This window comes from Agromyces sp. NPDC057679 (assembly GCF_042799635.1).
GTDB lineage: Bacteria > Actinomycetota > Actinomycetes > Actinomycetales > Microbacteriaceae > Agromyces.
Genome location: NZ_JBHVIK010000001.1, coordinates 984,565 through 1,006,693 on the forward strand (window position 1 = coordinate 984,565; position 22,129 = coordinate 1,006,693).

Here is a 22,129-nt window from a genome sequence, read left to right on the forward strand (position 1 = left end):
CGCGCCGCTCAGAACTCCTCGTGGGTGTCGGGGTCGGCGCCCCAGATGCGGCCCCGCGAGAGCGCCGAGATCGCCGCGACCTCCTCGGCGCTGAGCGCGAAGCCGAACACGTCGAGGTTCTCGCGCCGGCGCTCGGGGTCCGACGACTTCGGGATCGGCACCGCCTCGAGCTCGACGTGCCAGCGCAGCACGAGCTGCGCGGGGCTCACCCCGTGGGCCGTCGCGAGCTCGACGACGACCGGCTCGCGCAGCAGCTCGGTGCGACGCGCGAGCGGGCTCCAGCTCTCGGTGCGGATGTCGTGCTCGTCGTGGAAGGCCCGCAGCTCGTCCTGCGGGAAGTAGGGGTGGAGCTCGACCTGGTTGACGACCGGGGCGACGCCGGTCTCGTCGATCAGCCGCTCGAGCATGGCCGGCGTGAAGTTCGAGACGCCGATCGCCCGCACGAGCCCCTTCTCGCGCAGCGAGATCATCGCCCGCCAGCTCTCGAGGTACTTGTCGATGCGCGGCAGCGGCCAGTGGATGAGGTACAGGTCGACCCACTCGAGGCCGAGCCGCTTCCGCGACTCCTCGAAGCTCGCGAGCGTCTCGTCGAAGCCGTGGTGGCGGCCGGGCAGCTTCGTCGTGATGACGAGGTCGCTGCGGTCGACGTCGGTGCGCTCGATCGCCTCGCCCACCGCCTCCTCGTTGCCGTAGTTGTAGGCGGTGTCGATGAGCCGGTAGCCGTCGGCGATGGCCGAGGTGATCGCCTCGATGCCGAGCTGGTCGTTCAGCCCGTAGGTGCCGAGCCCGATCGCGGGAATCGTGTTGCCGTCGCGAAGGGAATAGGCGGGAACGCTCATTCCTCAATACTCACGCACGCGCGGCCCTCACGCCACAGGGCTCCCCGACGGGAGCTCGGCGAATGCGCGCACCGGGAAGGTGCCGAAGCCCTCGACGCGCGGCGGCACCGCCGTGAATCGCGCCCCGCGCACGGGCACCCGCTCGAGCGCCGTCAGGTGCTCGATCACGTGCACGCCGGCCTCGAGCAGGACGGAGTGCGCGGGGCGCTCGCCGGCCGACTCGGCGTCGTCGATGTTGAGCGAGTCGATGCCCACGGCTGCGACACCGGCCGAGGCGAGGTGCCGCGCCCCGGCCTCGGTGAGGAACGGCGCGCCCGTCGCGTACTCGGGCCGCCCGAAGTGGCGGCTCCACCCGGTGTGCAGCAGCACGGCGGTACCCGCCAGTTCGCGATCGTAGAACACCTCGGCCGGAATCCCCCGCCCCGTGGCATCCGTCAGCCTGAACACCTCGGCCGGGAGGCCGACGAGCGTCTCGAGCGGCAGGCTCGCGAGGTCGCCGCCGTCGGCGTAGCGGTGGTAGGGGCTGTCGAGGTACGTGCCGGTGTTGCCGATCATCGTGATGACGTCGAGCGCGAACTCGGTGCCGGGCGCGTAGTGCTCGCGCGACGCCTCGCGGGTGAGGTGCGGGGTGATCGTCGGCGCGGGCAGGCCGGGGTAGGTGATGAGCCCCGCCGAGATCGTGTGGCTGAGGTCGACGAGCACGGGGCGCTCGGTACGAGAGGCATCGGATGCCTCGTGCCCCGCCCCGCTCACGTCGCCCACCGCGCCGACGCCCCGCGACCCCCGGTGCGGCTCGGCGACGATCTCGAGGTTCGCGAGCGCGACCCGGCCGACGAGCGCGAGCCCGAGGTGCCGCACGAGCAGCTCGCCGATCTCGGCCTCGCCGAGATCGGGCGAGGGCAGGTCGAGACGGAACCCCTCCGCGCGCAGCCCTCCCCCGTTCACGAAGTCGATCTCGGCGTCGAAACGGGCGCGGTACTCGGTCATGCGTGCTGCTCCTCGGGGATGGGGGCGGGGGTCGTGTCGGCGCCCACGGCGACGAGGTCTGCGGGTTCTGCGGGTTCGGCCGTGGCATCCGTCGCGCCCGGTGCGCGCCGCGCCCGCCAGCGGCGCACCACCGTCACCGCGACCGCGGCGAGCGCGAGCACCGCGGGCACCAGGAGGTTCGCCCAGGCGAGCACGAGCAGGCCGACCGTCATGACGGTTGCGACGACCGCGAGCCACCAGCCGAACGACCAGCGGCGCAGCAGCAGCGTCGCGGCGAGCATGCCGGCGGCGTAGATCGCGACCATGTTGCTCGTGTGGATCAGGATGAAGCCCGAGAGGTCGAGGTCGTTCGCGAGCATCAGCCCGTAGTAGATGAGGATGAGCACGCCGGTCACCGCGAGGGCGCGTCGGGGCACCTCGCCGTCGGCGGCGCCCTTCGCGAGGAACTTCGGCAGGTCGCCGTCTCGACCGAGCGCGGCGCCGAGCTTGCCGAACGCCGGCAGGTACGCGTTCATCACGCCGACGGTGACGATGGCCGCGATGATCGCCACGAGCACCGGGCCGATGCCGGGCGCGGTGGTCTCGACGAGGGCGAGCAGCGGCACCTGCCCCTCGCCCGCCTCGTCGCCGAGCACGGCGACGGTCACGAACTGGAGGGCGAGGTAGCCGACGCCGACCACGGCCACCGCGATCGCCGTCGCGAGCGGGATCGTGCGGCGGGGGTTCTTGAACTCGCCCGCGATGTGGGTGCCGACCTCCCACCCGGCGAACGCCCAGACGAAGAGGCTGATCGCGACGCCGACGCCCGCCCAGCCGTTCGGCAGGAACGGCTGGAAGTTCGCGACGTCGGCCGCCGGGAAGGTGACGGCGACCACGCCGACGACGACCGTCACGAGGAGGCCCGAGAGCACGAACTGCACCCACCCCGCGACGCGCACCCCGAACCAGTTCGCGATGTACGGCGGCACGAACACCGCGAGGCCGATGAGCGGCACGGCCGAGCGGTCGATGCCGAGCACCGCGACGACGTACTCGCCGCCGAGCACCGCGAGCACCGGGGCGCCGATGCACACGCCGAAGTAGAACCAGTAGCCCGCCATGCGCGCGGCGGTGTCGCCGAGCGCCCGTCGCACGTAGCTCGCGACGCCGCCCGCGTCGGGGTAGCGCGCCGCGAGCGCGGCGAAGGTGCCGGCGAGCGGGATGGAGAGCACGAGCACCGCGGCGACGGCCACGATCGAGGCGGGGCCGGCGGCCTCGGCGGCGAGGCCGGGCAGCACGAGGATGCCGGTGCCGAGCACGCTCGCGATGTAGAGCGCCGTGCCCTGGCCGAGGCCGAGGGTGCCGCCGTGGTGCTCGCCGCTCGCCGCGGGCTCGGCCGCGCGTGCGGCGGTGTCGTTCGAAGTCACCCGCTCATTCTGGGGCATCCCGACGACCCACCGCGATGGCTGGATCGACACTCTTCATCGATATCCTGCCACTCGGCGCGGGCACCCCGGCGTACGCCGGGGGCGCACCCCCGGTCAGCGCGCGCGCAGCTGCGCGACCGCCGTCTCCCGATCGATGAACGAGGTCAGCTCGCCGATCGAACCGAGCAGGGGCGCCGGAACCACCACGAGCGTGTTCTTGTCGACCCCGACCTCCACGAGCGTCTGCAGGGTGCGCAGCTGCAGGGCGAGCGGGTGCGCCATCATCGTGTCGGACGCGACACCGAGCTGCGTGGCGGCGAGCGCCTCGCCCTCGGCGGCGATGATCTTCGCCCGCTTCTCGCGCTCCGCCTCGGCCTGGCGGGCCATCGCCCGCTTCATCGCGTCGGGCAGCAGGATGTCCTTCAGCTCGACGAGCGTCACCTGCACGCCCCATTCGGCGGTCGTCACGTCGAGGATCTCGCGGATGTTCACGTTCAGGACCGCCGTGTCGGAGAGCGCCTCGTCGAGGTGGTGCTGGCCGATGACCTTGCGCAGCGTGGTCTGGGCGATCTGGTCGATCGCGGACTTCACGTTCTCGATCACGATCACCGACTTCACGGCGTCGGTCACACGGAAGTACGCGACCGCCGAGACGCCGACGCTCACGTTGTCGCGCGTGATGATGCCCTGCGACTGGATGGGCAGTGTCACGACCCGCAGCGAGACCTTGGTCATCACATCGACGATCGGGATGATGAACCGGATGCCGGGATCGCGCACGCTGTGCAGCCGGCCGAACCGCAGCACGACGCCGCGCTCGTACTGCTTCACGATCTTCACCGACATGAAGAAGAGGATGATCGCGAGGATGACGACGACGATCACGGTGATCCAGAGCCAGACCATGAGACTCATCTCCCAGCGGCGCCGGTGACGGGCCGCGCGCCGTCACCTCCATTGTCGCACCGACGGCGGCCACGACCGCCGGATCGGGTCGACCTCGCGGCCGGCCGCCGGATTCGGCAGCCGGCCGGTCGCACTACAGGCGACCGAGCGTCTGGTCGATGTCGGCGAGCAGGTCGTCGACGTCCTCGATGCCGACCGAAAGGCGCACGACCGACTCGGGCACCTCCGCCTCGGTGCCCTTCACCGAGGCGTGCGTCATCTCCGAGGGGTAGTTCACGAGCGACTCGACCCCGCCGAGCGACTCGGCGAGCTGGAACAGCTCGGTCGACTCCGCGAAACGACGCGCCGCCGCACCGCCGCCGACGAGGGAGATCGAGAGCATGCCGCCGAAGCCCGACATCTGCCGGCCGGCGAGCTCGTGCCCGGGGTGCGACTCGAGCCCCGGGTAGTAGACGCGCTCGATCGCGGCGTGCTCGTCGAGACGACGGGCGATCGCGAGGGCGTTCTGGCTGTGCCGCTGCATGCGGACCCCGAGCGTCTTGATACCGCGGGAGGTGAGGAACGCGTCGAACGGACCCGACACGGCGCCGGCCGCGAACTGCGTGAACTGCACCCGCTCGTGCACCTCGTCGAGGCCCTCGCCCGCACCGAACACGAGCGCACCGCCGACCACGTCGGAGTGCCCGCCGAGGTACTTCGTCGTCGAGTGCACGACGACGTCGGCGCCGAGCGCGAGCGGCTGCTGCAGCGCGGGCGACGCGAAGGTGTTGTCGACGACCACGAGGAGGCCCGCCTCGTGTCCGAGCTCGGCGAGCGCCGTGACATCCGAGATCTTCATGAGGGGGTTGGACGGGGTCTCGATCCAGAGCACCTTCGTCGCGCCCGGCTCGATCGCCGCGCGCACCGCGTCGACGTCGCTCGTGTCGACGGTCGAGTGGCGCACGCCCCAGTCGCCGAAGATGCGACGGATGAGCCGGTGGGTGCCGCCGTACACGTCGTTGCCGATGAGCACGTGGTCGCCGGGCTTCACGACCGTGCGCAGCAGCGCGTCCTCGGCGGCGAGGCCCGAGGCGAACGAGAGTCCGTGCGCGCCGCCCTCGAGGGCGGCGAGCTGCGTCTCGAGCGCCGTGCGCGTGGGGTTGCCGCCGCGCGAGTACTCGTAGCCGCCGCGGAGGCCGCCGATGCCGTCCTGCACGTAGGTCGAGGTCTGGTAGATGGGCGGGATCACCGCGCCGGTCGTCGGGTCGAAGGCCTGGCCGGCGTGGATCGCGCGGGTGTCGAAGCGTGCGTCGTCGTGCATGGTGATGAGCTTTCGTGAGTGGTGAACGTCGGTGGGGTCTAGTGGGAGAGGTAGCCGAGCAGGTCGGTGCGGGTGATCACGCCGAGCGCCTTGCCGCCGTCGGTGACGAGCATCGCGGGCGCGCCGGCGAAGGCCTGACGGGCCGACGCGACCGGCTCGGTCACGCCGATGAGCGGCAGCGGATCGCCGACGACGGTGCTCACCTCGTCGGTCAGCTTCACCACCCCCGAGAACACCTGGTCGAGCAGGACCTCCTCGTGCAGCGCGCCGAGCACCTCGCCGAGCACGACGGGCGGCTCGGCCGACAGCACGACGAGCTGCGAGACACCGGTCTCGGTCATGCGGTCGATGGCCTCCTTCACCGTGTCGTTCGGGTGCACGTAGACGAGGGGGGCGGTGCGGTCGGCCTTCGCGGCGAGCAGCTCGGCGATCGTGTGCCCTGCGGGCGCGTTGCCGAAGCCGTAGGCGCGCATCCACTTGTCGTTGAAGATCTTGCCGAGATATCCCCGGCCGCCGTCGGGCAGCAGCACGACGAACACGTCGTCGGCGGTGACGCCGGGCGCCGACGCGGCCTCGAGCGCCGCCACGACGGCCATGCCGCTCGAGCCGCCGACGAGAATGCCCTCCTCACGGGCGAGGCGGCGGGTCATCGCGAACGAGTCGGCGTCGCTCACGGCGATGATCTCGTGCGGCACGCTCGGGTCGTACGCGGTCGGCCAGAAGTCCTCGCCGACGCCCTCGACGAAGTAGGGCCGGCCCGTGCCGCCCGAGTAGACCGAGCCCTCGGGGTCGGCGCCGATGATGCGCACCGCGTCGTTCGACACCTCGCGCAGGTATCGCCCGGTGCCCGTGATCGTGCCGCCCGTGCCCACGCCCGCGACGAAGTGCGTCACGCGGCCGTCGGTGTCGCGCCAGATCTCGGGGCCGGTGGTCTCGTAGTGCGATCGCGGGCCGTTCGGGTTCGAGTACTGGTCGGGCTTGAACGCCCCGGGGATCTCGCGAGCGAGCCGGTCGGAGACCCCGTAGTACGACTCGGGGCTGTCGGGCGCGACCGCGGTCGGGGTCACGACCACCTCGGCGCCGTAGGCGGTGAGCACGTTGCGCTTGTCCTCGCCGACCTTGTCGGGGCACACGAACACGCAGCGGTACCCGCGCTGCTGCGCGACGAGCGCGAGGCCGACGCCGGTGTTGCCGCTCGTCGGCTCGACGATCGTGCCGCCCGGCTTCAGCAGGCCGTCGCGCTCGGCGGCGTCGATGATGCGGCCGGCGATGCGGTCCTTCGAGGAGCCGCCCGGGTTCAGGTACTCGAGCTTGACGAGCACCGTGGCATCCGTGACGCCCTTCGTGACGTGCTGGAGCTTAACGAGGGGCGTGTCGCCGACGAGATCGACGATGGATTCTGCGTACTTCATGGGTGTCCTTGCGTATCGGCCGCGGCTGTTCGGCCGGCGGAATGACGGGCGGCGAACGATCGGGGCGAGTGTGCGTGCGTGCGTGGGGTCGGGAGACGTCGGCGTCAGCGACAACACAGCGAGAGGATCACGTGGTCAACTCTAGCCCGGCGGTGCGCGGCCTGTCACGATGACGGGGGTGCGAGGCGGATGCCGCGGGCCGCATGCCGCACGTGCGATGCGGCGTTCTCCCAGCCGCATGCGTTCGTATGGTTCTGACGTCCCCCTGACGTCGACGGGTTCCTCGACTCCGTCGGCGTCCCCGAATCGAGAGAGGCCCGCGTGAGCGCGACCCCGCCCATCCCCCCGAAGGCGAAGCAGCAGGCGAAGCAGCAGAGCATCAAGGAGCAGCGCGCCGCCGAGCGCCAGCGCAAGCTCGAGGAGTTCCGCAAGAAGGAGGCGCGGGCCAAGCGCAATCGCAAGATCGTGCTGTGGTCGAGCGTCACCGGCGGCGTCGCCGTCATCGCGCTGCTGATCACCGCGATCGTGCTCACCCCGCAGCCCGCCAGCTACGGCGCGGGCGGCGACGGCGCCTCGATCGAGGGCGTCGAGACGTTCGAGAACGGCGCAGGCCACGTCGAGGGCACCGTCGACTACGCGCAGACCCCGCCAGCGGGCGGCGAGCACAACCAGGTGTGGCTGAACTGCGGCGTCTACGAGCAGCCCGTGCCCAACGAGAACGCGGTGCACTCGCTCGAGCACGGCGCGATCTGGGTCACCTACGACGCGACGAAGGTCTCGGACGACGAGCTCGCGACGCTGAAGTCGAAGCTGCCCTCGAGCTACGTCGTGCTGTCGCCGTTCGAGGGCCTGCCCTCGCCGATCGTGCTGAGCGGCTGGAACTCGCAGCTCCAGCTCGACGACGCCGACGACCCGCGCATCGCCGCCTTCTTCGAGGAGTACTGGCAGAGCCAGAACGTGCCCGAGCCGGGAGCACTGTGCACGGGCGCCTACGACGCACCCGGCAAGGTGTCGTGACCGCACTCGAGACCGCGACGGCCTCCTCCCCGGCCGCGCCGGCATCGCCCTCGCCCCGACGGGGCCGGGGCGGTCGCGTCGCCGTCGCGATCGTGGCCGTGCTCGCCGTCGTCGTCGTGGCAGTGGCCGCGTTCTCGGTCGGCCGCCTCTCGACGCTCGCCGAGCCGACGCCGACCACGACGAGCGCCGAAGCCGGATTCGCGCGCGACATGCAGGTGCACCACCAGCAGGGCGTCGAGCTCGCGATGATCATCCGCGACGCCACCTCCGACGAGGAGGTGCGGCTGCTCGCCTACGACATCGCGACGACGCAGGCGCAGCAGGCCGGACAGATGTACGGCTGGCTCGCGAGCTGGGGGCTCCCGCAGTCGGGCCGCGAACCGTCGATGACGTGGATGACTCGGCCCGCCGCCGACGGCACGGGCCACGCCTCGCACGGGGCTGACGGGTCGGGCGCCGACGGCGCGGCCCACGAGCCCGGCGCGCCGATGCCCGGGCTCGCGACGCCCGAGCAGGTCGCAGAACTCCGTACGCTCTCCGGAGTGGAGGCCGAGGTGCGGTTCCTCGAGCTCATGATCGCCCACCACCAGGGCGCCGTCGACATGGCCGAGGCCGTGCTCGATCGCTCCTCGACCGGGGTCGTCGTGGCGCTCGCCCAATCGATCGTCGACAGCCAGACGAGCGAGATCGAGCTCATGGAGTCGATGCTCGCCGAGCGCGGAGCCCCGCCGGTCGGGTAGGGTCCGGCCGGTCGTGGAGCGAAGCCCTCGCTACTCGGCCGCCGCCGGCTTCTTCCTCGCCGAGCCCTTCGGCGGGAACAGCGTCTCCGACTGCTCGAGCGACATGCCGTTCGTCTCGGGCACCTTCGTGAGCACGAAGAAGAACGACAGCGCGGCGAACGTGGCGTACATGCCGTAGGTGAAGACGAGCGAGAAGTCGCTCATCACCGGGAAGCTGACCGTGACGAGGAAGTTCGCGATCCACTGCGCCGACGCGGCGAGTCCGAGCGCCCGCGCCCTGATGCTGTTCGGGAAGATCTCGCCGAGCAGCACCCACACGAGCGGACCCCACGAGAAGCCGAACGCGATCACGAACACGTTCGCGGCGACGAGCGCGGTCGGCCCCCAGGCGCCCGGCAGGCTGAGCTCGCCGTCGACGGTGACGGCGTTGCCGAAGGAGACCGCCATCGTGGCGAGCGCGAGGGTCATGCCCACCGAGCCCACGAGCAGCAGCGGCCGCCGGCCGACCCGGTCGACGAGCGCGATGGCGACGAAGGTCACCGCGATGTTCGTCACCGAGGTGAGCACGCTGATCAGCAGCGAGTTCGACTCGTCGAAGCCGACGGCGCTCCAGAGCGTCGTCGAGTAGTAGAAGATCACGTTGATGCCGACGAACTGCTGGAACACCGACAGCAGGATGCCGATCCAGACGATCGGGCGCAGGCCGAGCACGGGGCCGCGCAGCGCGCCCTTGCGGTTCGCGAGCTTGTCGTTCGCGATCGTGTCCTGGATCTCGCGGACCGAGCGGTCGATCTCGTCGGCCGGCTGGATCTGCGCCAGCACGGAGCGCGCGACCTCCTCCTTGCCCTGCTTCAGGAGGAACCTCGGCGACTCGGGGAGTCGCAGCGCGAGCAGCCCGTAGACCAGCGAGGGCACGATGCAGGCGAGGAACATCCACCGCCAGGCCTCGAGGCCGAACCAGAACGGCTCGCCCGCACCGCCCGCCGCGGTCGCGAACAGCGCGTCCGAGAGCAGGGCGGCGAAGATGCCGAAGACGATCGCGAGCTGCTGCAGCGAGGCGAGCCGGCCGCGCTGCTTCCGCGGTGAGATCTCGGCGATGTACGCGGGCGCGACGACCGAGGCGATGCCGATGCCGATCCCGCCGATGATGCGCCAGATCGTGAGGTCCCAGCCGGCGAAGGCGAACCCCGAGCCGATCGACGAGACGAGGAAGAGCGCCGCGCCGAGCAGCATGACCGGGATGCGGCCCCAGCGGTCGGCGAGGCGGCCCGCGAGCTCGGCGCCGATCGCGCAGCCGAGCAGCGCGCTCGCGATGGCGAAACCCGTCGCCGCGGCCGAGAGCCCGAACTCGTCCTCGATCGCATCGACCGCGCCGTTCACGACCGAGGAGTCGAAGCCGAAGAGGAAGCCGCCGACGGCACCCGCCGCCGCGAGCCCGACGACCCGCCGGTTCAGCGCCTTCGCGTTCGGCCCCGCCACCGTCGCGGCCGCCGGTGCGCCGCCCTCGCCGAGTTGTTCCGCCATGTGTCTCCCCCTCGACATCGTGTCGACCACGCTACTGCGGCCGCGCTCCCGTGCCCGGGCGACGGCACGGCGACGTCGTGATTCAGCGCCGGTCGAGCGTTCCCCGAACGATCCCCGCCGAGGCCAGCGCCTCGGCCGCCGCCCGGCGACGCGTCTCGATCGCCTGGCCGATGTCGCGGGCGACCGCGGGGTTCGTGTGCACGATCTCGTCGATCACCGCGAGCGGCATGACGAGCACCGTCGTGACCTCGGCGGCGGTGGCGCGCACGAACGAGGGCTCGCGCGTCAGCACCGTCTGGCCCACCGAGTCGCCGACGTCGGCGACGCCCGACTCGATCGGCCCGCGGTCGGTCACGACCGCCAGCCGGAGGCGGCCGTCGACGACGACCCGCATCACGTCGGGCACGCGGTCGGGCTGCTGCACGACCTCGCCCGTGCCGTACCGCTCGAGCCGGCAGCTCGGGGCGAGGCGCGCGCGGTCGTCGGCGCTCAGCCGGAATGCGGGCGCGACCTGCGCGAGCGCCTCGTCGAGCCGATCGGGCTCGGCGATCGGGTCGCTCGCGTCGCCGTCGAGCGAGAGCCCGCGTCGCCGGGCGGCGTACCAGAGCCAGGCGAGCAGCAGCGAGACGGCGGCGTCGGCCGTCGCCGGGCCCTGCACGGGCACGTCGACCTCGTACTTCGCCGCCCCGAGGTAGCGGGCTGACGGCGCTTCGCCCGGCATCCGCATCGGCAGCGTGCCCGCGACCTCGACGAGCAGCTCGATGACCTCGTGCGGCGGGTCGTCCGTCGAGAACGCGACGGTGGTGCCGGCCCGATGCAGTTCGGTGGGCAGGCTGAGATTCGTGAAGGAGGCGCCCGCGAGCGAGGAGTTCGGCACGATCTGCACGCCCGCGCCCGTGTCGATGTGCACCGCCCGCCAGTTCACCTCGACGACCCGGCCGCGCACCCCCGCCGCGTCGAGCCAGTCGCCGAGCTTGAACGGCTGCTCGAAGAGCAGCAGGAGCCCCGAGATGATGCCGCCGACCGCGTTCTGCAGCGCGAGGCCGATCACGATCGACGTGACGCCGAGGGCCGCGATCAGGCCGCCGACGTCGGCGTTCCACACCCAGGAGAAGAGGATCGCGAGCCCGACGACGATGAGCACGAGCCGGCCGAGGTCGACGAAGATCGACGGGATCCGCTCGCGCCAGCTGCCGGGCTTCGCGTTCGCGAAGAGGGCGACGTTGAGGGCGCTGAGCACGAGCAGGATGACGAGGAACCCGAGCACGGTCGCGACGACCCGCGCCCAGACCTGGTCGGCCGGCGACTGCACGGCGAAGACGAGGAGCCCGAACAGGGCGGCGACGGGCACCACCCAGTTGCGCAGCAGCCGCACGGGCTTCGCAGCGGCGCTGCCGCGGCGGGTCAGCCAGCCGAGCACCTCGGTGAGCACGACGAGCAGCAGCGGAACGCCGAGGGCGAGCACGATCGCCCACACGAGCCAGCCCGAGCCGAAGAGCTCCTCCACGGCTACTCCACCCGCCAGACGGTCTCGGCGCCGTCCGCCGTCTCGATGGTGCCGGCCGACACGATCCGCGCACCCTCGAGCATCCGGTCCTTGACCGCCTGGCTGACGTAGATACCCGGGCTGCCGGTCACCCCGCGCACCCGGTAGGCGAGATTCACCGCGTCACCCCACAGGTCGTACGCGAGGCTCGTCCGGCCGACGAGGCCGCTCGTCACGCTGCCGCTCGACACGCCCGCGCGCAGTTCGACGGATGCCTCGTGCTGCGCGTTGAAGCGCGAGATCACGTTGCGCAGCTCGACCGCGAAGTCGACCGCCCGGCGCACGTTGTCGACGCGGGGCACGATGAGTCCCGAGCTCGCCAGGTAGCCGTTGCGGAGCGTTCGCACCTTCTCGACCCCGGCGCGCTCGGCCGCCTCGTCGAAGCTGCGCATCAGGGCGTTGAGCTGGCCGAGCTCCTCGTCGTCGTCGAGCGTCGCGGCGTAGTCGTCGAAGCCGACGAGCTCGGCGAAGATGACGGCGACGTCCTGGTGCACCTCGGCGATGGTCTCCTCTGTCCCCCACTTTCCGCAAGGGCGGATTCGAGCGGGATCAGGCCTCGAGCACCTCGGCCCCCTGCACCGGCCGCTCCTCCTGCTGGCGGTAGAGCGAGGCGTAGACGCCGCCGGCGTCGACGAGTTCGGCGTGCGTGCCGCGCTCGACGATGCGGCCAGCGACGACCACGAAGATGACGTCGGCGGCGACGACGGTCGAGAGCCGGTGCGCGATCGCGATCGTCGTGCGGCCGCGCGCCGCATCGTCGAGGGCCTGCTGCACGACGCGCTCGGAGATGGTGTCGAGCGCGCTCGTCGCCTCGTCGAGCACGAGCACGGCCGGGTCCTTCAGCAGCACACGCGCGATCGCGATGCGCTGCTTCTCGCCGCCCGAGAGGCGGTAGCCGCGCTCGCCCACCACGGTGTCGTAGCCGTCGGGGAAGGAGGCGATCGTGTCGTGGATGTTCGCCGCTCGCGCCGCCGCCTCGAGCTCCGCGTCGGTGGCGCCGGGCTTCGCATACCGGAGGTTCTCGGCGATCGTCGCGTGGAACAGGTACGTCTCCTGGCTGACGATGCCGATGTGCGACATGAGCGACTCCTGACGGAGATCGCGCACGTCGACGCCCGCGAAGCGCACGGTGCCCGAGGATGCCTCGTACAGCCGCGGCACGAGGTACGAGACCGTCGTCTTGCCGGCACCGCTCGGCCCGACGAAGGCGGCGAACCGGCCGGGCTCGATCGTGAAGCTCACGCCGTCGAGCGTCGGTCGGGACTCCTCGTCGGCGTCGGGGTAGCGGAAGGACACCTCGTCGAACTCGACCCGGCCGAGCACGCCCGGGTCGTCGGGCACGCCGTCGTCGACGACCTCGCCGTCGGCCGTCTCGCCGTCAGCCGCCTCGCGCGGCTCGCCCGGCACCTCGCGCGCCTCCGGGGCATCCGTGATCGACGGCCGCAGGTCGAGGTACTCGAAGATGCGCGCGAACAGGGCGCTCGAGGTCTGCAGGTCGAGCGCGACCCGCATGAGCCCCATGAGCGGGAACAGCAGCCGCGCCTGCACGGTGGTGAACGCGACGATGGTGCCGGCGGTGAGCCCCGCGGTGCCGCCCGCGATCAGCCAGCCCGACACGAGGTACACGATCGCCGGGATCGACGACATGAAGATGTTCACCATCGCGAAGAACCACTGACCGGTCATCTGCTGCTTGACCTGCAGCCGGATCTGGTTGCGGTTCTCGTCGGCGTACCGTTCGATCTCGCTCTGCTGCCGGGTGAAGCTCTTCGACAGCAGGATGCCCGAGACGCTCAGCGTCTCCTGCGTGATCGCCGTCATCTCCGACAGCGACTCCTGCGTCTTGCCCGCGATGCGGGCGCGCACCTGCCCGACCCGGCGCTGCGCGATCACCATGAACGGCATCAGCACGAGCGCGATGAGGGTCAGCTGCCAGTTGAGCAGCAGCATGGCGATGAAGGCCGAGATGACCGTGACCGTGTTGCCGAGCACGCTCGACACGGTGTTCGTGAGCACGCCCGCGACGCCGCCGACGTCGTTCTGGAGGCGCGACTGGATGACGCCCGTCTTCGTGCGGGTGAAGAAGCTCAGCTCCATCGCCTGCAGGTGGCTGAACAGGCGCACCCTGAGCGCCCCCATGACCTTGTTGCCGATCGTGGAGGTGAGCCAGGTCTGCCAGACGCCGAGCAGCGCCGACACCACGAACACGGCGATCATCGCGAGCACGAGGCCGGTCAGCACCGGCACGTTCGGCGGGGATGCCTCGCCGCCCGGGCCGGTCGGGAAGAGCCCGTCGTCGAACGCGCGCTGGGTGAGGAGCGGCGGGATCACGCTGAGCGCCGCGCCGACGAGCACGAGCACGACCGTCGTGACGAGGGCGGTCTTGTGCGGGGCGAAGAGCTCGGCGATGCGCCGCAGCAGGTGCGGGATCTTCGGCGCCTCGGCGTTGGCCGCCCGCTGCGCCGACTCGTCGGAGGAGGCGATGCGCGTGCGCGCCTTGCCGTAACGGCCGACCTGCGCGCCCCCGCCTCCGCCCCCACCGCCATGCATGCTCATGGCTTCACCCTACGACCGCAGTCGCACGGGGCCGCCCCGGTTCGCCCCGAGCGGAGCCGCGGGCGGCGCGGCGGGCGGCGCGGATGCCGCGTGGCTCACCACGCGGCATCCGGCTCCCGCAGCCCGTTCGGGTCAGCCCTTCGACGATCCGGCGAGCAGCCCGCGCACGAAGTAGCGCTGCAGGCTGAAGAACACGATGAGCGGCACGACGAGCGAGACGAAGGCCGCGGCCGTCAGCCGCTGCCACGTCTGCCCGCGCTGCCCGGCGAGCTCGGCGAGGCGCTGCGTGAGCGGCGCGACGTCGGCGGTGCCGCCCGAGAACACGAGCGCGACGAGCAGGTCGTTCCAGACCCAGAGGAACTGGAAGATCGCGAAGGAGGCGAGGATCGGCACCGAGAGCGGCACCACGATGCGCAGGAAGATCTGGCCGTGCGTGGCCCCGTCGACGCGGGCGGCCTCCATGAGCTCGCGCGGGATCTCGGAGATGAAGTTGTGCAGCAGGAAGATCGCGAGCGGCAGGCCGAAGATCGTGTGCGCGATCCACACCTGCACGTACGTCTCGTCGGGGATGATCGGCACGACGCCGTGCAGCCACTCCTGCGCGGGCTTCAGCGTCGTGGTGAAGATCTGGAGCAGCGGGATGAGCGCCATCTGCAGCGGCACGATCTGGAGCGCGAAGATGATCACGAACACCCAGTCGGCGAAGGGGAACTTGATCCAGGCGAGCGCGTAGGCCGCCATCGCGGCGAGCACGGTCGCGAAGACGACGACGGGGATCGTGATCGCGAGCGAGTTCACGAAGTACGAGCCGAGCTGGGGCGCCGACGACGAGGCCGAGAAGAGCACCTCGTTGTAGTTGTCGAGCGTCCACCCCCAGTTCTCGAAGACCGTCCACCAGCCCGTCGTGTTGATGAGCTCGGCGGGCCGGAACGACGAGACGAACAGTCCGAAGGTCGGCAGCGTCCACAGCACCGCGATGAGCAGGGCGAAGACGGTCGCCGGGCGCGAGGTCAGGCGGCGCTTGACGCGTGCCGCCTTCGTGCCGTCGAGGTTGTAGCCGCGCCGGGCGGCGGCGTCGAGCTCTCTCGCGACGGCCTTGTCGGTCGAACCGGTGGTCTGGCTCATCGGATCTCCCTCTGCTTGCGGAGCACGCGGATGTTGTAGACCACGACCGGCACGACGAGCAGGAACAGCACCAGCGCGAGCGCCGCGCCGCGGCCCGGCTCGGCTGCCCGGAACGCCTGGGTGTACATCTCGTTCGCGATGACGCTCGTGTTGAAGTTGCCGCCGGTCATGACGCGCACGATGTCGAACACCTTGAGCGTCGCGATCGTGATCGTCGTGACCACGACGACGAGGCCGCCCCTGATGCCGGGCAGCGTCACGTTGCGGAACCGCTGCCAGTTCGTCGCCCCGTCGAGCTCGGCCGCCTCGAGCTGCTCGGACGGGATGCCCTTGATCGACGCGGAGAGCACGACGACCGCGAAGCCGGTCTGCACCCAGATCATGACGATGATGAGCAGGATCGTGTTGACGATCGGCTCCTGCAGCCAGAGCACCGGCTCGCCGCCGAACCAGACCACGATCTGGTTGAGCAGGCCGATCTGGGGTCTCGCGGCCGGGCGGTACTCGTAGACGAACTTCCAGATGATGCCCGCACCGACGAACGAGATCGCGACGGGCATGAACACGAGCGACTTGTAGATGCGTTCGCCGCGCGAGCGGTCGATGAACACCGCGTAGGCGAGCCCCACTGCGGTCGAGACCGTCGGCACCAGCACGACCCAGAGGATCGTGTTGCCGAGGGTGAGCAGGGCCTCGGGCTGGGTGAACATCCAGACGTAGTTGTCGAAGCCGATGAAGTCGCCCGCGCGGTTGGTGAACGACGTGAAGGCGGTGCGCACCGCCGGATACAGCAGGCCCACTGCCAGCAGGATGCAGGCGGGGGCGAGGAACAGGACGAGCTGGTACCAGTCACGACCGCGCTTGGGGGCGCGGTCGATCAGGAACAGGATCAGCCCGATGACGGCCGCGAAGATCGCGAGCCCGAGCAGGATCTGGAAGATCTTGCCGATCAGGTCGGCGGTGGTCACCCGGAGGCCTCCGATCGCAAGCGGATACGACGACGGTCCGGCGCGCTGCGGCGCGGCCGGTGGGACGGGTCACCCCGGGGCCGGCCGCGCGCGGCGCGACCCCGGGGCATCCGTCACTCCTGCGGCCAGCTCGCTTCGATGAAGTCGAGCGTGTCGGCCGTGCTCTTGCCGCCGATCCAGTCGACCATGCCGGTCCAGAACGTCCCGGAACCGACCGCGGCGGGCATCACATCGGAGCCGTCGAATCGGAACGTGGTGTTCGGGTCCTGCAGGAGGGCGACCGATTCCTGCAGCAGTGCGCTGCCGGCGTTCTCGGGGTCGAGCCCGGTGTTGGCGCTGATGACGCCGCCGAGGCTGACGCGCGAGTTCGCCCACTCGGGGCTCGACAGGTACGTCTGCACGGCCACGACCTCGTCGGCGTCGGAGAACGCCGCGACGATCTCGCCACCGCCCGTGACCGCGTTGGCCCCGGCCTCAGTGCCCGGCAGCATGAACGCCCACACGTCGCCGTCCTCGGCGACCGTGGTGCCCTCGGGCCAGAAGCCCTCGTAGAACGAGGCCTGGTGGTGCATCGCGCAGGCGTTGTCCATGATGGGCAGGCCCGCGTCGCCGAAGTCGGTCGTCGCGATCGAGCGCACGTCGCCGAGACCGCCGTTGACGTTCTCGTCGGTGCGGATGAACTCGCCGACCGAGTCGAACGCCTCGGCGATGGCCGGGTCGTTGAACGGGATCTCGTGCGTCGTCCACTGGTCGTAGACGTCGGGGCCCGACATGCGGAGCACGAAGTCCTCGACCCAGTCGGTGCCGGGCCAGCCGGTCGCGACGCCGGAGGCGAAGCCGACGCACCAGGGCTTGTCGACGGCGCCGGATCCGCGGATCTCCTCAGTCAGCGCGGCGAGGTCGTCGAGCGTCTCGGGCACCTCCCAGCCGTTCTCCTCGAAGAGGGTCGGCGAGTACCAGACCCAGCCCTTGATGTTCGCCATCAGCGGTGCGCCGTAGAGCGTGCCGTCGACGGTGCCGTAGGCCGCCCAGTCTTCGGACCAGTACTCGGCCACGTTGTCGGCGACCGACTCGGGCGCCGGCAGGAGGTCGCCCTGCTGGGCGAGGCGTGCGATGAGGCCCGGCTGCGGGGTGATCCCGAGGTCGGGCGGGTTGCCGCCTTCGATGCGGACGTTGAGCTGCTCCTCGTACTGGTCGGAGCCCTCGTAGACGATGTCGATGCCGGTGCAGTTCTCGAAGTCGGCCCAGGACTGGTTCAGCAGTTCGGCTTCGGGATCGAGGATCGTGCCGTAGACGTCGACCTCGGTGCCGTCGTCGAACGAGCCGTAGGTCTCGTAGGGCCCGCAGTCCCCGGTCGCCGACTCCTCGTTCGCAACGTCGCCCGTGCAGGCCGTGAGCGTGAGACCGACCGCTGCGGCCACCACGACGGGGGCCATCAGACGGCGATGCCGTGTGAATCTCATGTCATCTCCTCGTTGAGTGTGGTGCAGGGCGGAGCCGGAAACCGGTTCCAGACCCCACGGTAGGCCAGTGGCACGGGCGTCCACAAGGGAGCCGGGGTCACGAATCAGTCACCGTGCGGACGTCCGGGTTCGCAGTGCGAGAGCGCTCCCACGCCTCGAGCGGCGAATCCGCCGGAACCGGTTCCATCCGAAGCCGGTCTGCCGCTAGGCTCGGCTCCGGAACTGCCCGACGGAGGGGGTTGCGGATGGCGGCCATCGGCGATGTCGCGCGCCTTGCGGGCGTATCGAAGGCGACCGCCTCGCGAGCGCTCTCCGGGGGCGGCCACGTCGCCGTCGCCACCCGCAGGCGGGTCGAGGCCGCGGCGTCCGAGATCGGGTACATCGCCTCCCCCGCCGCCGCCAGCCTCGTCACCGGGCGCACGAAGAACGTGGGCGTCGTCATCCCGATCGTGAACCGCTGGTTCTTCGGCGAGGTACTCGAGGGCATCGAGCGCGCACTGCTGTCGGCAGGGTACGACCTGACGCTCTACAACGTCGCCGACGCCGGCCCCGAGCGCGATCGGGTGTTCGAGTTCTTCCTCGCCCGCAAGCGCGTCGACGCGGTCATCGCGGTCGGCGTCGACCTCGCCGAGCACGAGGCGGCCCGGCTCTCCCAGAGCGACAAGCCGCTCGTCTGCCTCGGCGGGCGGGGCGCCGTCGACGCCCGCCTGTCGATCGACGACCGCGCCGTCGGCACCCTCGCGACCGAGCACCTCCTCCGGCTCGGCCACACCCGCATCGCCCACCTGGCGGGCCCCGACGCCGCCGCCGAGCCGGGCACCGTGCCGGGCGAACGGCTGCGCGGCTACCTCGACGCGCTCGCCTCCGCCGGACTCGCACCCGACGAGGGCCTCGTGCTCGAGACCGACACGACGATGCCCGCCGGATGCACCGCGGCGCTGCAATTGCTCGGCCAGCCCGGCCCGCGCCCGACCGCGCTGTTCGCCGCATGCGACGAGATGGCGTTCGGCGCCATGATCGCCGCGGAGCGACTCGGCATCGCGGTGCCGGGCGAACTCTCGGTCATCGGCGTCGACGGCCACGAGTACGCCGAGATGTTCGGCCTCACCACGATCGAGCAGTCCCCCGGCGAGCAGGGACGCCTCGCCGTCGAGGCCGTGCTGCGCCTGCTCGGAGAGGGCGAGGTCGCCGACCCGCTCCCCGACTCGGGCGCCCCGCTGCCGACCCGTCTCGTCGTGCGTTCGAGCACGACCGCCCCGCCGCGCGGCTGAGCGCGGCGGCGCGACCGCGCAAGGCGGCCTCAGGCGGCGTCGCCCACCGTGATCGCCTCGGCTTCGCGCTCAGCGGCCTCGACGTCGTGCTCGACCCGGTCGACGCGACGCAGCGCGCGGTGGCCGGCCACGACGATGAGCGCCGCGACGAGCACCGACCCGGCCGCGGCGAAGTACGGCGCCGACGGCGAGATCAGGTGGGCGAGCTCGGCGGCGGCGGGCGGCGCGAGGGCGCCGCCGAGGAACCGCACCGCGGAGTACGCGCTCGACGCCACGGACCGCTGGAGGTCGGTCGCCTCCATCACGCACTCCGTGAGCACCGTGTTGAGCACGCCGAGCACGAGTCCGCCGACGACGATGCAGACGACGAGCGCCGTCGGATCCTCGATGACGAGGCCCGCCGCGACGAGGTCGAGCGAGAGCAGCGGCAGCGCGATCCACAGCACGCGGGTGCGCGGCATCCTCGCGGTGAGCAGCGGTGCGACGAAGACCGAGGTGACCGCGAGCGCGAGACCCCAGCCGAAGAAGGTGAACCCGAGGCCGAGCGCGTCGAAGCCGAGCGGGAACGGCGAGTACGCGAGCAGGACGAAGAAGCCGATGTTGTAGAAGAGCGCCGCCGCCGCGAGCACGGCCAGTGCGGGCTGCCGCAGCGCCCTGATGGGTGCCGAGAGCCTCGTCGGCTCAGGCCTGGCCGAGGCATCCGCGTCGTCCTTCAGGAACGCGACGATCGCGATGAAGCCCACGGCCATGAGCGCGGCCGTGCCGAAGAACGGGCCGCGCCAGCTGACGTGGCCGAGGAGGCCACCGAGCAGCGGCCCGACCGCGATGCCGAGGCCGAGCGCCGCCTCGTAGAGGATGATCGCCGAGCCCGTGCCGCCCGCGGCGGCGCCCACGATCGTCGCGAGCGCGGTCGAGATGAAGAGCGCGTTGCCGAGGCCCCAGCCGGCGCGGAAGCCGATGACCGACTCGACGTTCTGCGAGAGCCCGGCGGCCGCCGCGAAGACGATGATGAGCGCGAGCCCGATGAGCAGCGTCTTCTTCGCGCCGATGCGGCTCGACAGCCAGCTCGTGCCGAGCATCGCGAGCCCCGTGATGAGCAGGTAGCTCGTGAAGAGCATCTCGGTCTCGGTGGGCGTCGCCCGCAGGCTCTCGGCGATCGCGGGCAGGATGGGGTCGACGAGGCCGATGCCCATGAAGGCGATGACGCACGCGAAGGCGACGGCCCAGACTGCCTTGGGCTGGTGGAGGATCGAGGCGGAGGCACCGTGGGCGGCGTGCGCGGTCACGCGGTGGCTCCGTTCCGCGCGGCGGCGTCGGCCCGCTCGATCCGGGTGCGGATGATCGCGACCGCACGGGCGAGCGTCTCGCGCTCGTCGTCGGCGAGGTCGGCGAAGTAGGGGGCCATCTCGCCGGCGAGCTCGTCGCGCCAGGCGTCGAGCGCGGTGAGGCCCGACGGGTCGGCCGAGATAAGCCAGGCGCGCGCGTCGTTCGCGTCGGCGATGCGACGGATCCAGCCGCGGTCGTCCAGCGCGTGCACGAGCTTCGTCATCGTGGGCTGGCTGACGCGGCTGACGCGGGCGAGTTCGCCGAGGCGCATGGGGCCGAGGTCGCGCAGCACGCTGAGGGTGCGCCAGACCGCCGGGGACTCGGTGTTGTCGGTCGCCGAGGCGGCGAGCCGCGTGAGTCGGTGGTTCACGGCGACGAGATCGCCGATGAGGTCCGAGATTTGCATAGCTTAACTATATAGCCATGCTATGCATATGTCGACCCGCGCGCGCCCCCGGAGACGACGGATGCCCCGTGGTCGAGATCGACCACGGGGCATCCGTGTGCTTGGTGACGCAGGTCACCTCAAGCCGCAAACCCGCTCGCGCGGGCGGCGATTACTTGAGGGTGACGGTCGCACGCTCAGGTATTGCTGCCCTCCGAGAGGGCGGCGATTACTTGAGGGTGACGGTCGCGCCGGCCTCCTCGAGGGCAGCCTTCGCCTTGTCGGCGGTCTCCTTGTTCGCGCCCTCGAGCACGGCCTTGGGAGCACCGTCGACGACGGCCTTGGCCTCGCCGAGGCCGAGCGAGGTGAGCTCGCGGACGGTCTTGATGACCTGGATCTTCTTGTCGCCGGCAGCCTCGAGGATGACGTCGAAGGAGTCCTTCTCCTCGACCTCTTCGGCACCCGCGCCACCGGCAGCGCCGGCAACGGCGACCGGGGCGGCCGCGGTGACTTCGAACTTCTCCTCGAACGCCTTCACGAACTCGCTGAGCTCGACAAGCGTGAGACCAGCGAACTGCTCGAGCAGCTCTTCGGTGGTGAGCTTCGCCATGATGTTTCTCCTATTAGGTGGGGTTTGTGTAACGAGTCCGTCGGGCGCTTACGCGGCCTCGGCGGTCTCCAGCTTTTCGCGAAGCGCGTCGATGGTGGCGGCAGCCTTGCCCATCGTCGCCTTCATCATGCCCGCTGCCTTCGCAAGCAGAACCTCGCGGCTCTCGAGCGAGGCGTACTTGTTGACCTCGTCGGCGTCGAGGGTCTTGCCCTCGAAGACGCCGCCCTTGATCACAAGATTCGGGTTCGCCTTGGCGAAGTCACGCACGGCCTTGGCGGTGGCGACGAAGTCACCATGCACGAAGGCGACGGCGGACGGACCGGTGAGGTCGGCGTCCAGCGTCGTGATCCCCGCGTTGTTCGCGGCGATCTTGGTCAGCGTGTTCTTCACCACGGCGTAGCTCGCGTCCTGACGGATGCTGTTGCGCAGCTGCTTGAGCTGGGCAACCGTCAGGCCGCGGTATTCGGTCAGCAGAACGGCAGCGGAGCTCTCGAACAGGTTCGTGAGTTCGGCAACCGAGGCTTCCTTGTTCGCCATGGCCACTCCTTGTGAATTCAACGTGCACCGCGGAGGCGATGCACGGCCTGGAGCGCTGGAAGCAATGGGGAGAAAGAAAAAAGCTCCGGCGCAGTTGCGCGGAGCTCGGCCCGGATCACCCGGAAAGTCTTCGTCACACCTGCGCGGGCCCTTGCTTTCGCAAGACTTCGGTCGCGTTCGCCCGTTTTCACGAGCGCGCACGACAACCAGC

General features: G+C 70.9%; 20 protein-coding genes. 3 read left to right on the forward strand and 17 right to left on the reverse strand.

Annotation, left to right across the window (positions count from 1 at the left end):
- Positions 1–8: 8 nt before the first annotated feature.
- The 6 genes from ACFVAJ_RS04390 to ACFVAJ_RS04415 form a co-directional block, all read right to left on the reverse strand.
- Positions 9–839 (reverse strand): aldo/keto reductase, encoded by an 831-nt coding sequence (locus tag ACFVAJ_RS04390; RefSeq protein WP_376941585.1) that lies wholly within the window; start codon positions 837–839, stop codon positions 9–11.
- A gap of 27 nt (positions 840–866) precedes the next feature.
- Positions 867–1,826: a cyclase family protein gene (locus ACFVAJ_RS04395; RefSeq protein WP_376941586.1), complete on the reverse strand. Its 960-nt coding sequence runs from the start codon at positions 1,824–1,826 to the stop codon at positions 867–869.
- The gene (locus ACFVAJ_RS04400) at positions 1,823–3,232 is read right to left on the reverse strand and encodes an APC family permease (RefSeq protein ID WP_376941587.1); all 1,410 of its coding nucleotides are present in this window, start codon (positions 3,230–3,232) and stop codon (positions 1,823–1,825) included. The genes ACFVAJ_RS04395 and ACFVAJ_RS04400 overlap by 4 nt, the downstream gene beginning before the upstream one ends.
- 114 nt (positions 3,233–3,346) lie before the next feature.
- Complete coding sequence (locus ACFVAJ_RS04405; RefSeq protein WP_376941588.1) at positions 3,347–4,138, reverse strand: slipin family protein; 792 nt, start codon at positions 4,136–4,138, stop codon at positions 3,347–3,349.
- Positions 4,139–4,271: 133 nt separating this feature from the next.
- A complete protein-coding gene (locus ACFVAJ_RS04410) occupies positions 4,272–5,438 on the reverse strand; it encodes a cystathionine gamma-synthase (protein ID WP_376941589.1) in 1,167 nt (388 codons plus the stop codon).
- Between the two features lie 38 nt (positions 5,439–5,476).
- Entirely contained in the window at positions 5,477–6,850 is a 1,374-nt protein-coding gene (locus tag ACFVAJ_RS04415; RefSeq protein WP_376941590.1) for a cystathionine beta-synthase, read from the reverse strand.
- 321 nt (positions 6,851–7,171) lie between these two features.
- Here ACFVAJ_RS04415 and ACFVAJ_RS04420 point away from each other — a divergent pair, with 321 nt between their 5' ends.
- Both ACFVAJ_RS04420 and ACFVAJ_RS04425 read left to right on the forward strand, forming a co-directional pair.
- On the forward strand, positions 7,172–7,867 hold the full coding sequence (locus ACFVAJ_RS04420) for a DUF3105 domain-containing protein (RefSeq protein WP_376941591.1): 696 nt from the start codon (positions 7,172–7,174) through the stop codon (positions 7,865–7,867).
- Positions 7,864–8,607 carry a DUF305 domain-containing protein gene (locus ACFVAJ_RS04425; RefSeq protein WP_376941592.1) on the forward strand — a complete coding sequence of 248 codons (744 nt, stop codon included), beginning with the start codon at positions 7,864–7,866 and terminating at the stop codon, positions 8,605–8,607. The genes ACFVAJ_RS04420 and ACFVAJ_RS04425 overlap by 4 nt, the downstream gene beginning before the upstream one ends.
- Before the next feature lie 30 nt (positions 8,608–8,637).
- Here the strand turns inward: ACFVAJ_RS04425 and ACFVAJ_RS04430 are convergent, their stop codons facing one another.
- The 7 genes from ACFVAJ_RS04430 to ACFVAJ_RS04460 all read right to left on the reverse strand — a co-directional run bounded on the left by ACFVAJ_RS04430 (position 8,638) and on the right by ACFVAJ_RS04460 (position 17,789).
- The gene (locus ACFVAJ_RS04430) at positions 8,638–10,131 is read right to left on the reverse strand and encodes a sugar porter family MFS transporter (protein ID WP_376941593.1); all 1,494 of its coding nucleotides are present in this window, start codon (positions 10,129–10,131) and stop codon (positions 8,638–8,640) included.
- 82 nt (positions 10,132–10,213) lie between these two features.
- Positions 10,214–11,638, reverse strand: a complete 1,425-nt coding sequence (locus ACFVAJ_RS04435) for a mechanosensitive ion channel domain-containing protein (RefSeq protein ID WP_376941594.1) — start codon at positions 11,636–11,638, stop codon at positions 10,214–10,216.
- 2 nt (positions 11,639–11,640) lie between these two features.
- A complete protein-coding gene (locus ACFVAJ_RS04440) occupies positions 11,641–12,171 on the reverse strand; it encodes an adenylate/guanylate cyclase domain-containing protein (protein WP_376941595.1) in 531 nt (176 codons plus the stop codon).
- 55 nt (positions 12,172–12,226) lie between these two features.
- Positions 12,227–14,227, reverse strand: a complete 2,001-nt coding sequence (locus ACFVAJ_RS04445) for an ABC transporter ATP-binding protein (protein ID WP_376942470.1) — start codon at positions 14,225–14,227, stop codon at positions 12,227–12,229.
- 138 nt (positions 14,228–14,365) lie between these two features.
- Entirely contained in the window at positions 14,366–15,358 is a 993-nt protein-coding gene (locus ACFVAJ_RS04450) for a carbohydrate ABC transporter permease (protein WP_376941596.1), read from the reverse strand.
- On the reverse strand, positions 15,355–16,326 hold the full coding sequence (locus ACFVAJ_RS04455) for a carbohydrate ABC transporter permease (protein WP_376941597.1): 972 nt from the start codon (positions 16,324–16,326) through the stop codon (positions 15,355–15,357). The genes ACFVAJ_RS04450 and ACFVAJ_RS04455 overlap by 4 nt, the downstream gene beginning before the upstream one ends.
- A 113-nt stretch (positions 16,327–16,439) precedes the next feature.
- Complete coding sequence (locus ACFVAJ_RS04460) at positions 16,440–17,789, reverse strand: ABC transporter substrate-binding protein (protein ID WP_376941598.1); 1,350 nt, start codon at positions 17,787–17,789, stop codon at positions 16,440–16,442.
- Between the two features lie 245 nt (positions 17,790–18,034).
- On the opposite strand from ACFVAJ_RS04460, the gene ACFVAJ_RS04465 reads away from it, so the two are divergent.
- Positions 18,035–19,060 (forward strand): LacI family DNA-binding transcriptional regulator, encoded by a 1,026-nt coding sequence (locus ACFVAJ_RS04465; RefSeq protein ID WP_376941599.1) that lies wholly within the window; start codon positions 18,035–18,037, stop codon positions 19,058–19,060.
- Positions 19,061–19,089: 29 nt separating this feature from the next.
- On the opposite strand, the gene ACFVAJ_RS04470 is transcribed toward ACFVAJ_RS04465, so the two are convergent.
- The 4 genes from ACFVAJ_RS04470 to rplJ all read right to left on the reverse strand — a co-directional run bounded on the left by ACFVAJ_RS04470 (position 19,090) and on the right by rplJ (position 21,918).
- Positions 19,090–20,346 carry an MFS transporter gene (locus ACFVAJ_RS04470; RefSeq protein ID WP_376941600.1) on the reverse strand — a complete coding sequence of 419 codons (1,257 nt, stop codon included), beginning with the start codon at positions 20,344–20,346 and terminating at the stop codon, positions 19,090–19,092.
- Positions 20,343–20,792 carry a MarR family winged helix-turn-helix transcriptional regulator gene (locus ACFVAJ_RS04475; RefSeq protein WP_376941601.1) on the reverse strand — a complete coding sequence of 150 codons (450 nt, stop codon included), beginning with the start codon at positions 20,790–20,792 and terminating at the stop codon, positions 20,343–20,345. Before ACFVAJ_RS04475 ends, ACFVAJ_RS04470 begins: the two co-directional genes overlap by 4 nt.
- Positions 20,793–21,000: 208 nt before the next feature.
- The gene (gene rplL, locus ACFVAJ_RS04480; RefSeq protein WP_376941602.1) at positions 21,001–21,381 is read right to left on the reverse strand and encodes a 50S ribosomal protein L7/L12; all 381 of its coding nucleotides are present in this window, start codon (positions 21,379–21,381) and stop codon (positions 21,001–21,003) included.
- 48 nt (positions 21,382–21,429) lie between these two features.
- Positions 21,430–21,918, reverse strand: coding sequence for a 50S ribosomal protein L10 (gene rplJ / locus ACFVAJ_RS04485; RefSeq protein WP_376941603.1), 489 nt, complete (start codon positions 21,916–21,918; stop codon positions 21,430–21,432).
- Positions 21,919–22,129: the final 211 nt, after the last annotated feature.

Bases quoted from the DNA above. Each gene is read 5' to 3' on its own strand.
- rplJ (WP_376941603.1), bottom strand. From the start codon at position 21,918: ATGGCGAACAAGGAAGCCTCGGTTGCCGAACTCACGAACCTGTTCGAG.
- ACFVAJ_RS04395 (WP_376941586.1), bottom strand. From the start codon at position 1,826: ATGACCGAGTACCGCGCCCGTTTCGACGCCGAGATCGACTTCGTGAAC.
- ACFVAJ_RS04475 (WP_376941601.1), bottom strand. From the start codon at position 20,792: ATGCAAATCTCGGACCTCATCGGCGATCTCGTCGCCGTGAACCACCGA.
- ACFVAJ_RS04405 (WP_376941588.1), bottom strand. From the start codon at position 4,138: ATGGTCTGGCTCTGGATCACCGTGATCGTCGTCGTCATCCTCGCGATC.
- ACFVAJ_RS04415 (WP_376941590.1), bottom strand. From the start codon at position 6,850: ATGAAGTACGCAGAATCCATCGTCGATCTCGTCGGCGACACGCCCCTC.
- ACFVAJ_RS04430 (WP_376941593.1), bottom strand. From the start codon at position 10,131: ATGGCGGAACAACTCGGCGAGGGCGGCGCACCGGCGGCCGCGACGGTG.
- ACFVAJ_RS04465 (WP_376941599.1), top strand. From the start codon at position 18,035: ATGGCGGCCATCGGCGATGTCGCGCGCCTTGCGGGCGTATCGAAGGCG.
- ACFVAJ_RS04410 (WP_376941589.1), bottom strand. From the start codon at position 5,438: ATGCACGACGACGCACGCTTCGACACCCGCGCGATCCACGCCGGCCAG.
- ACFVAJ_RS04445 (WP_376942470.1), bottom strand. From the start codon at position 14,227: ATGCATGGCGGTGGGGGCGGAGGCGGGGGCGCGCAGGTCGGCCGTTAC.
- rplL (WP_376941602.1), bottom strand. From the start codon at position 21,381: ATGGCGAAGCTCACCACCGAAGAGCTGCTCGAGCAGTTCGCTGGTCTC.
- ACFVAJ_RS04450 (WP_376941596.1), bottom strand. From the start codon at position 15,358: ATGAGCCAGACCACCGGTTCGACCGACAAGGCCGTCGCGAGAGAGCTC.
- ACFVAJ_RS04460 (WP_376941598.1), bottom strand. From the start codon at position 17,789: ATGAGATTCACACGGCATCGCCGTCTGATGGCCCCCGTCGTGGTGGCC.
- ACFVAJ_RS04390 (WP_376941585.1), bottom strand. From the start codon at position 839: ATGAGCGTTCCCGCCTATTCCCTTCGCGACGGCAACACGATTCCCGCG.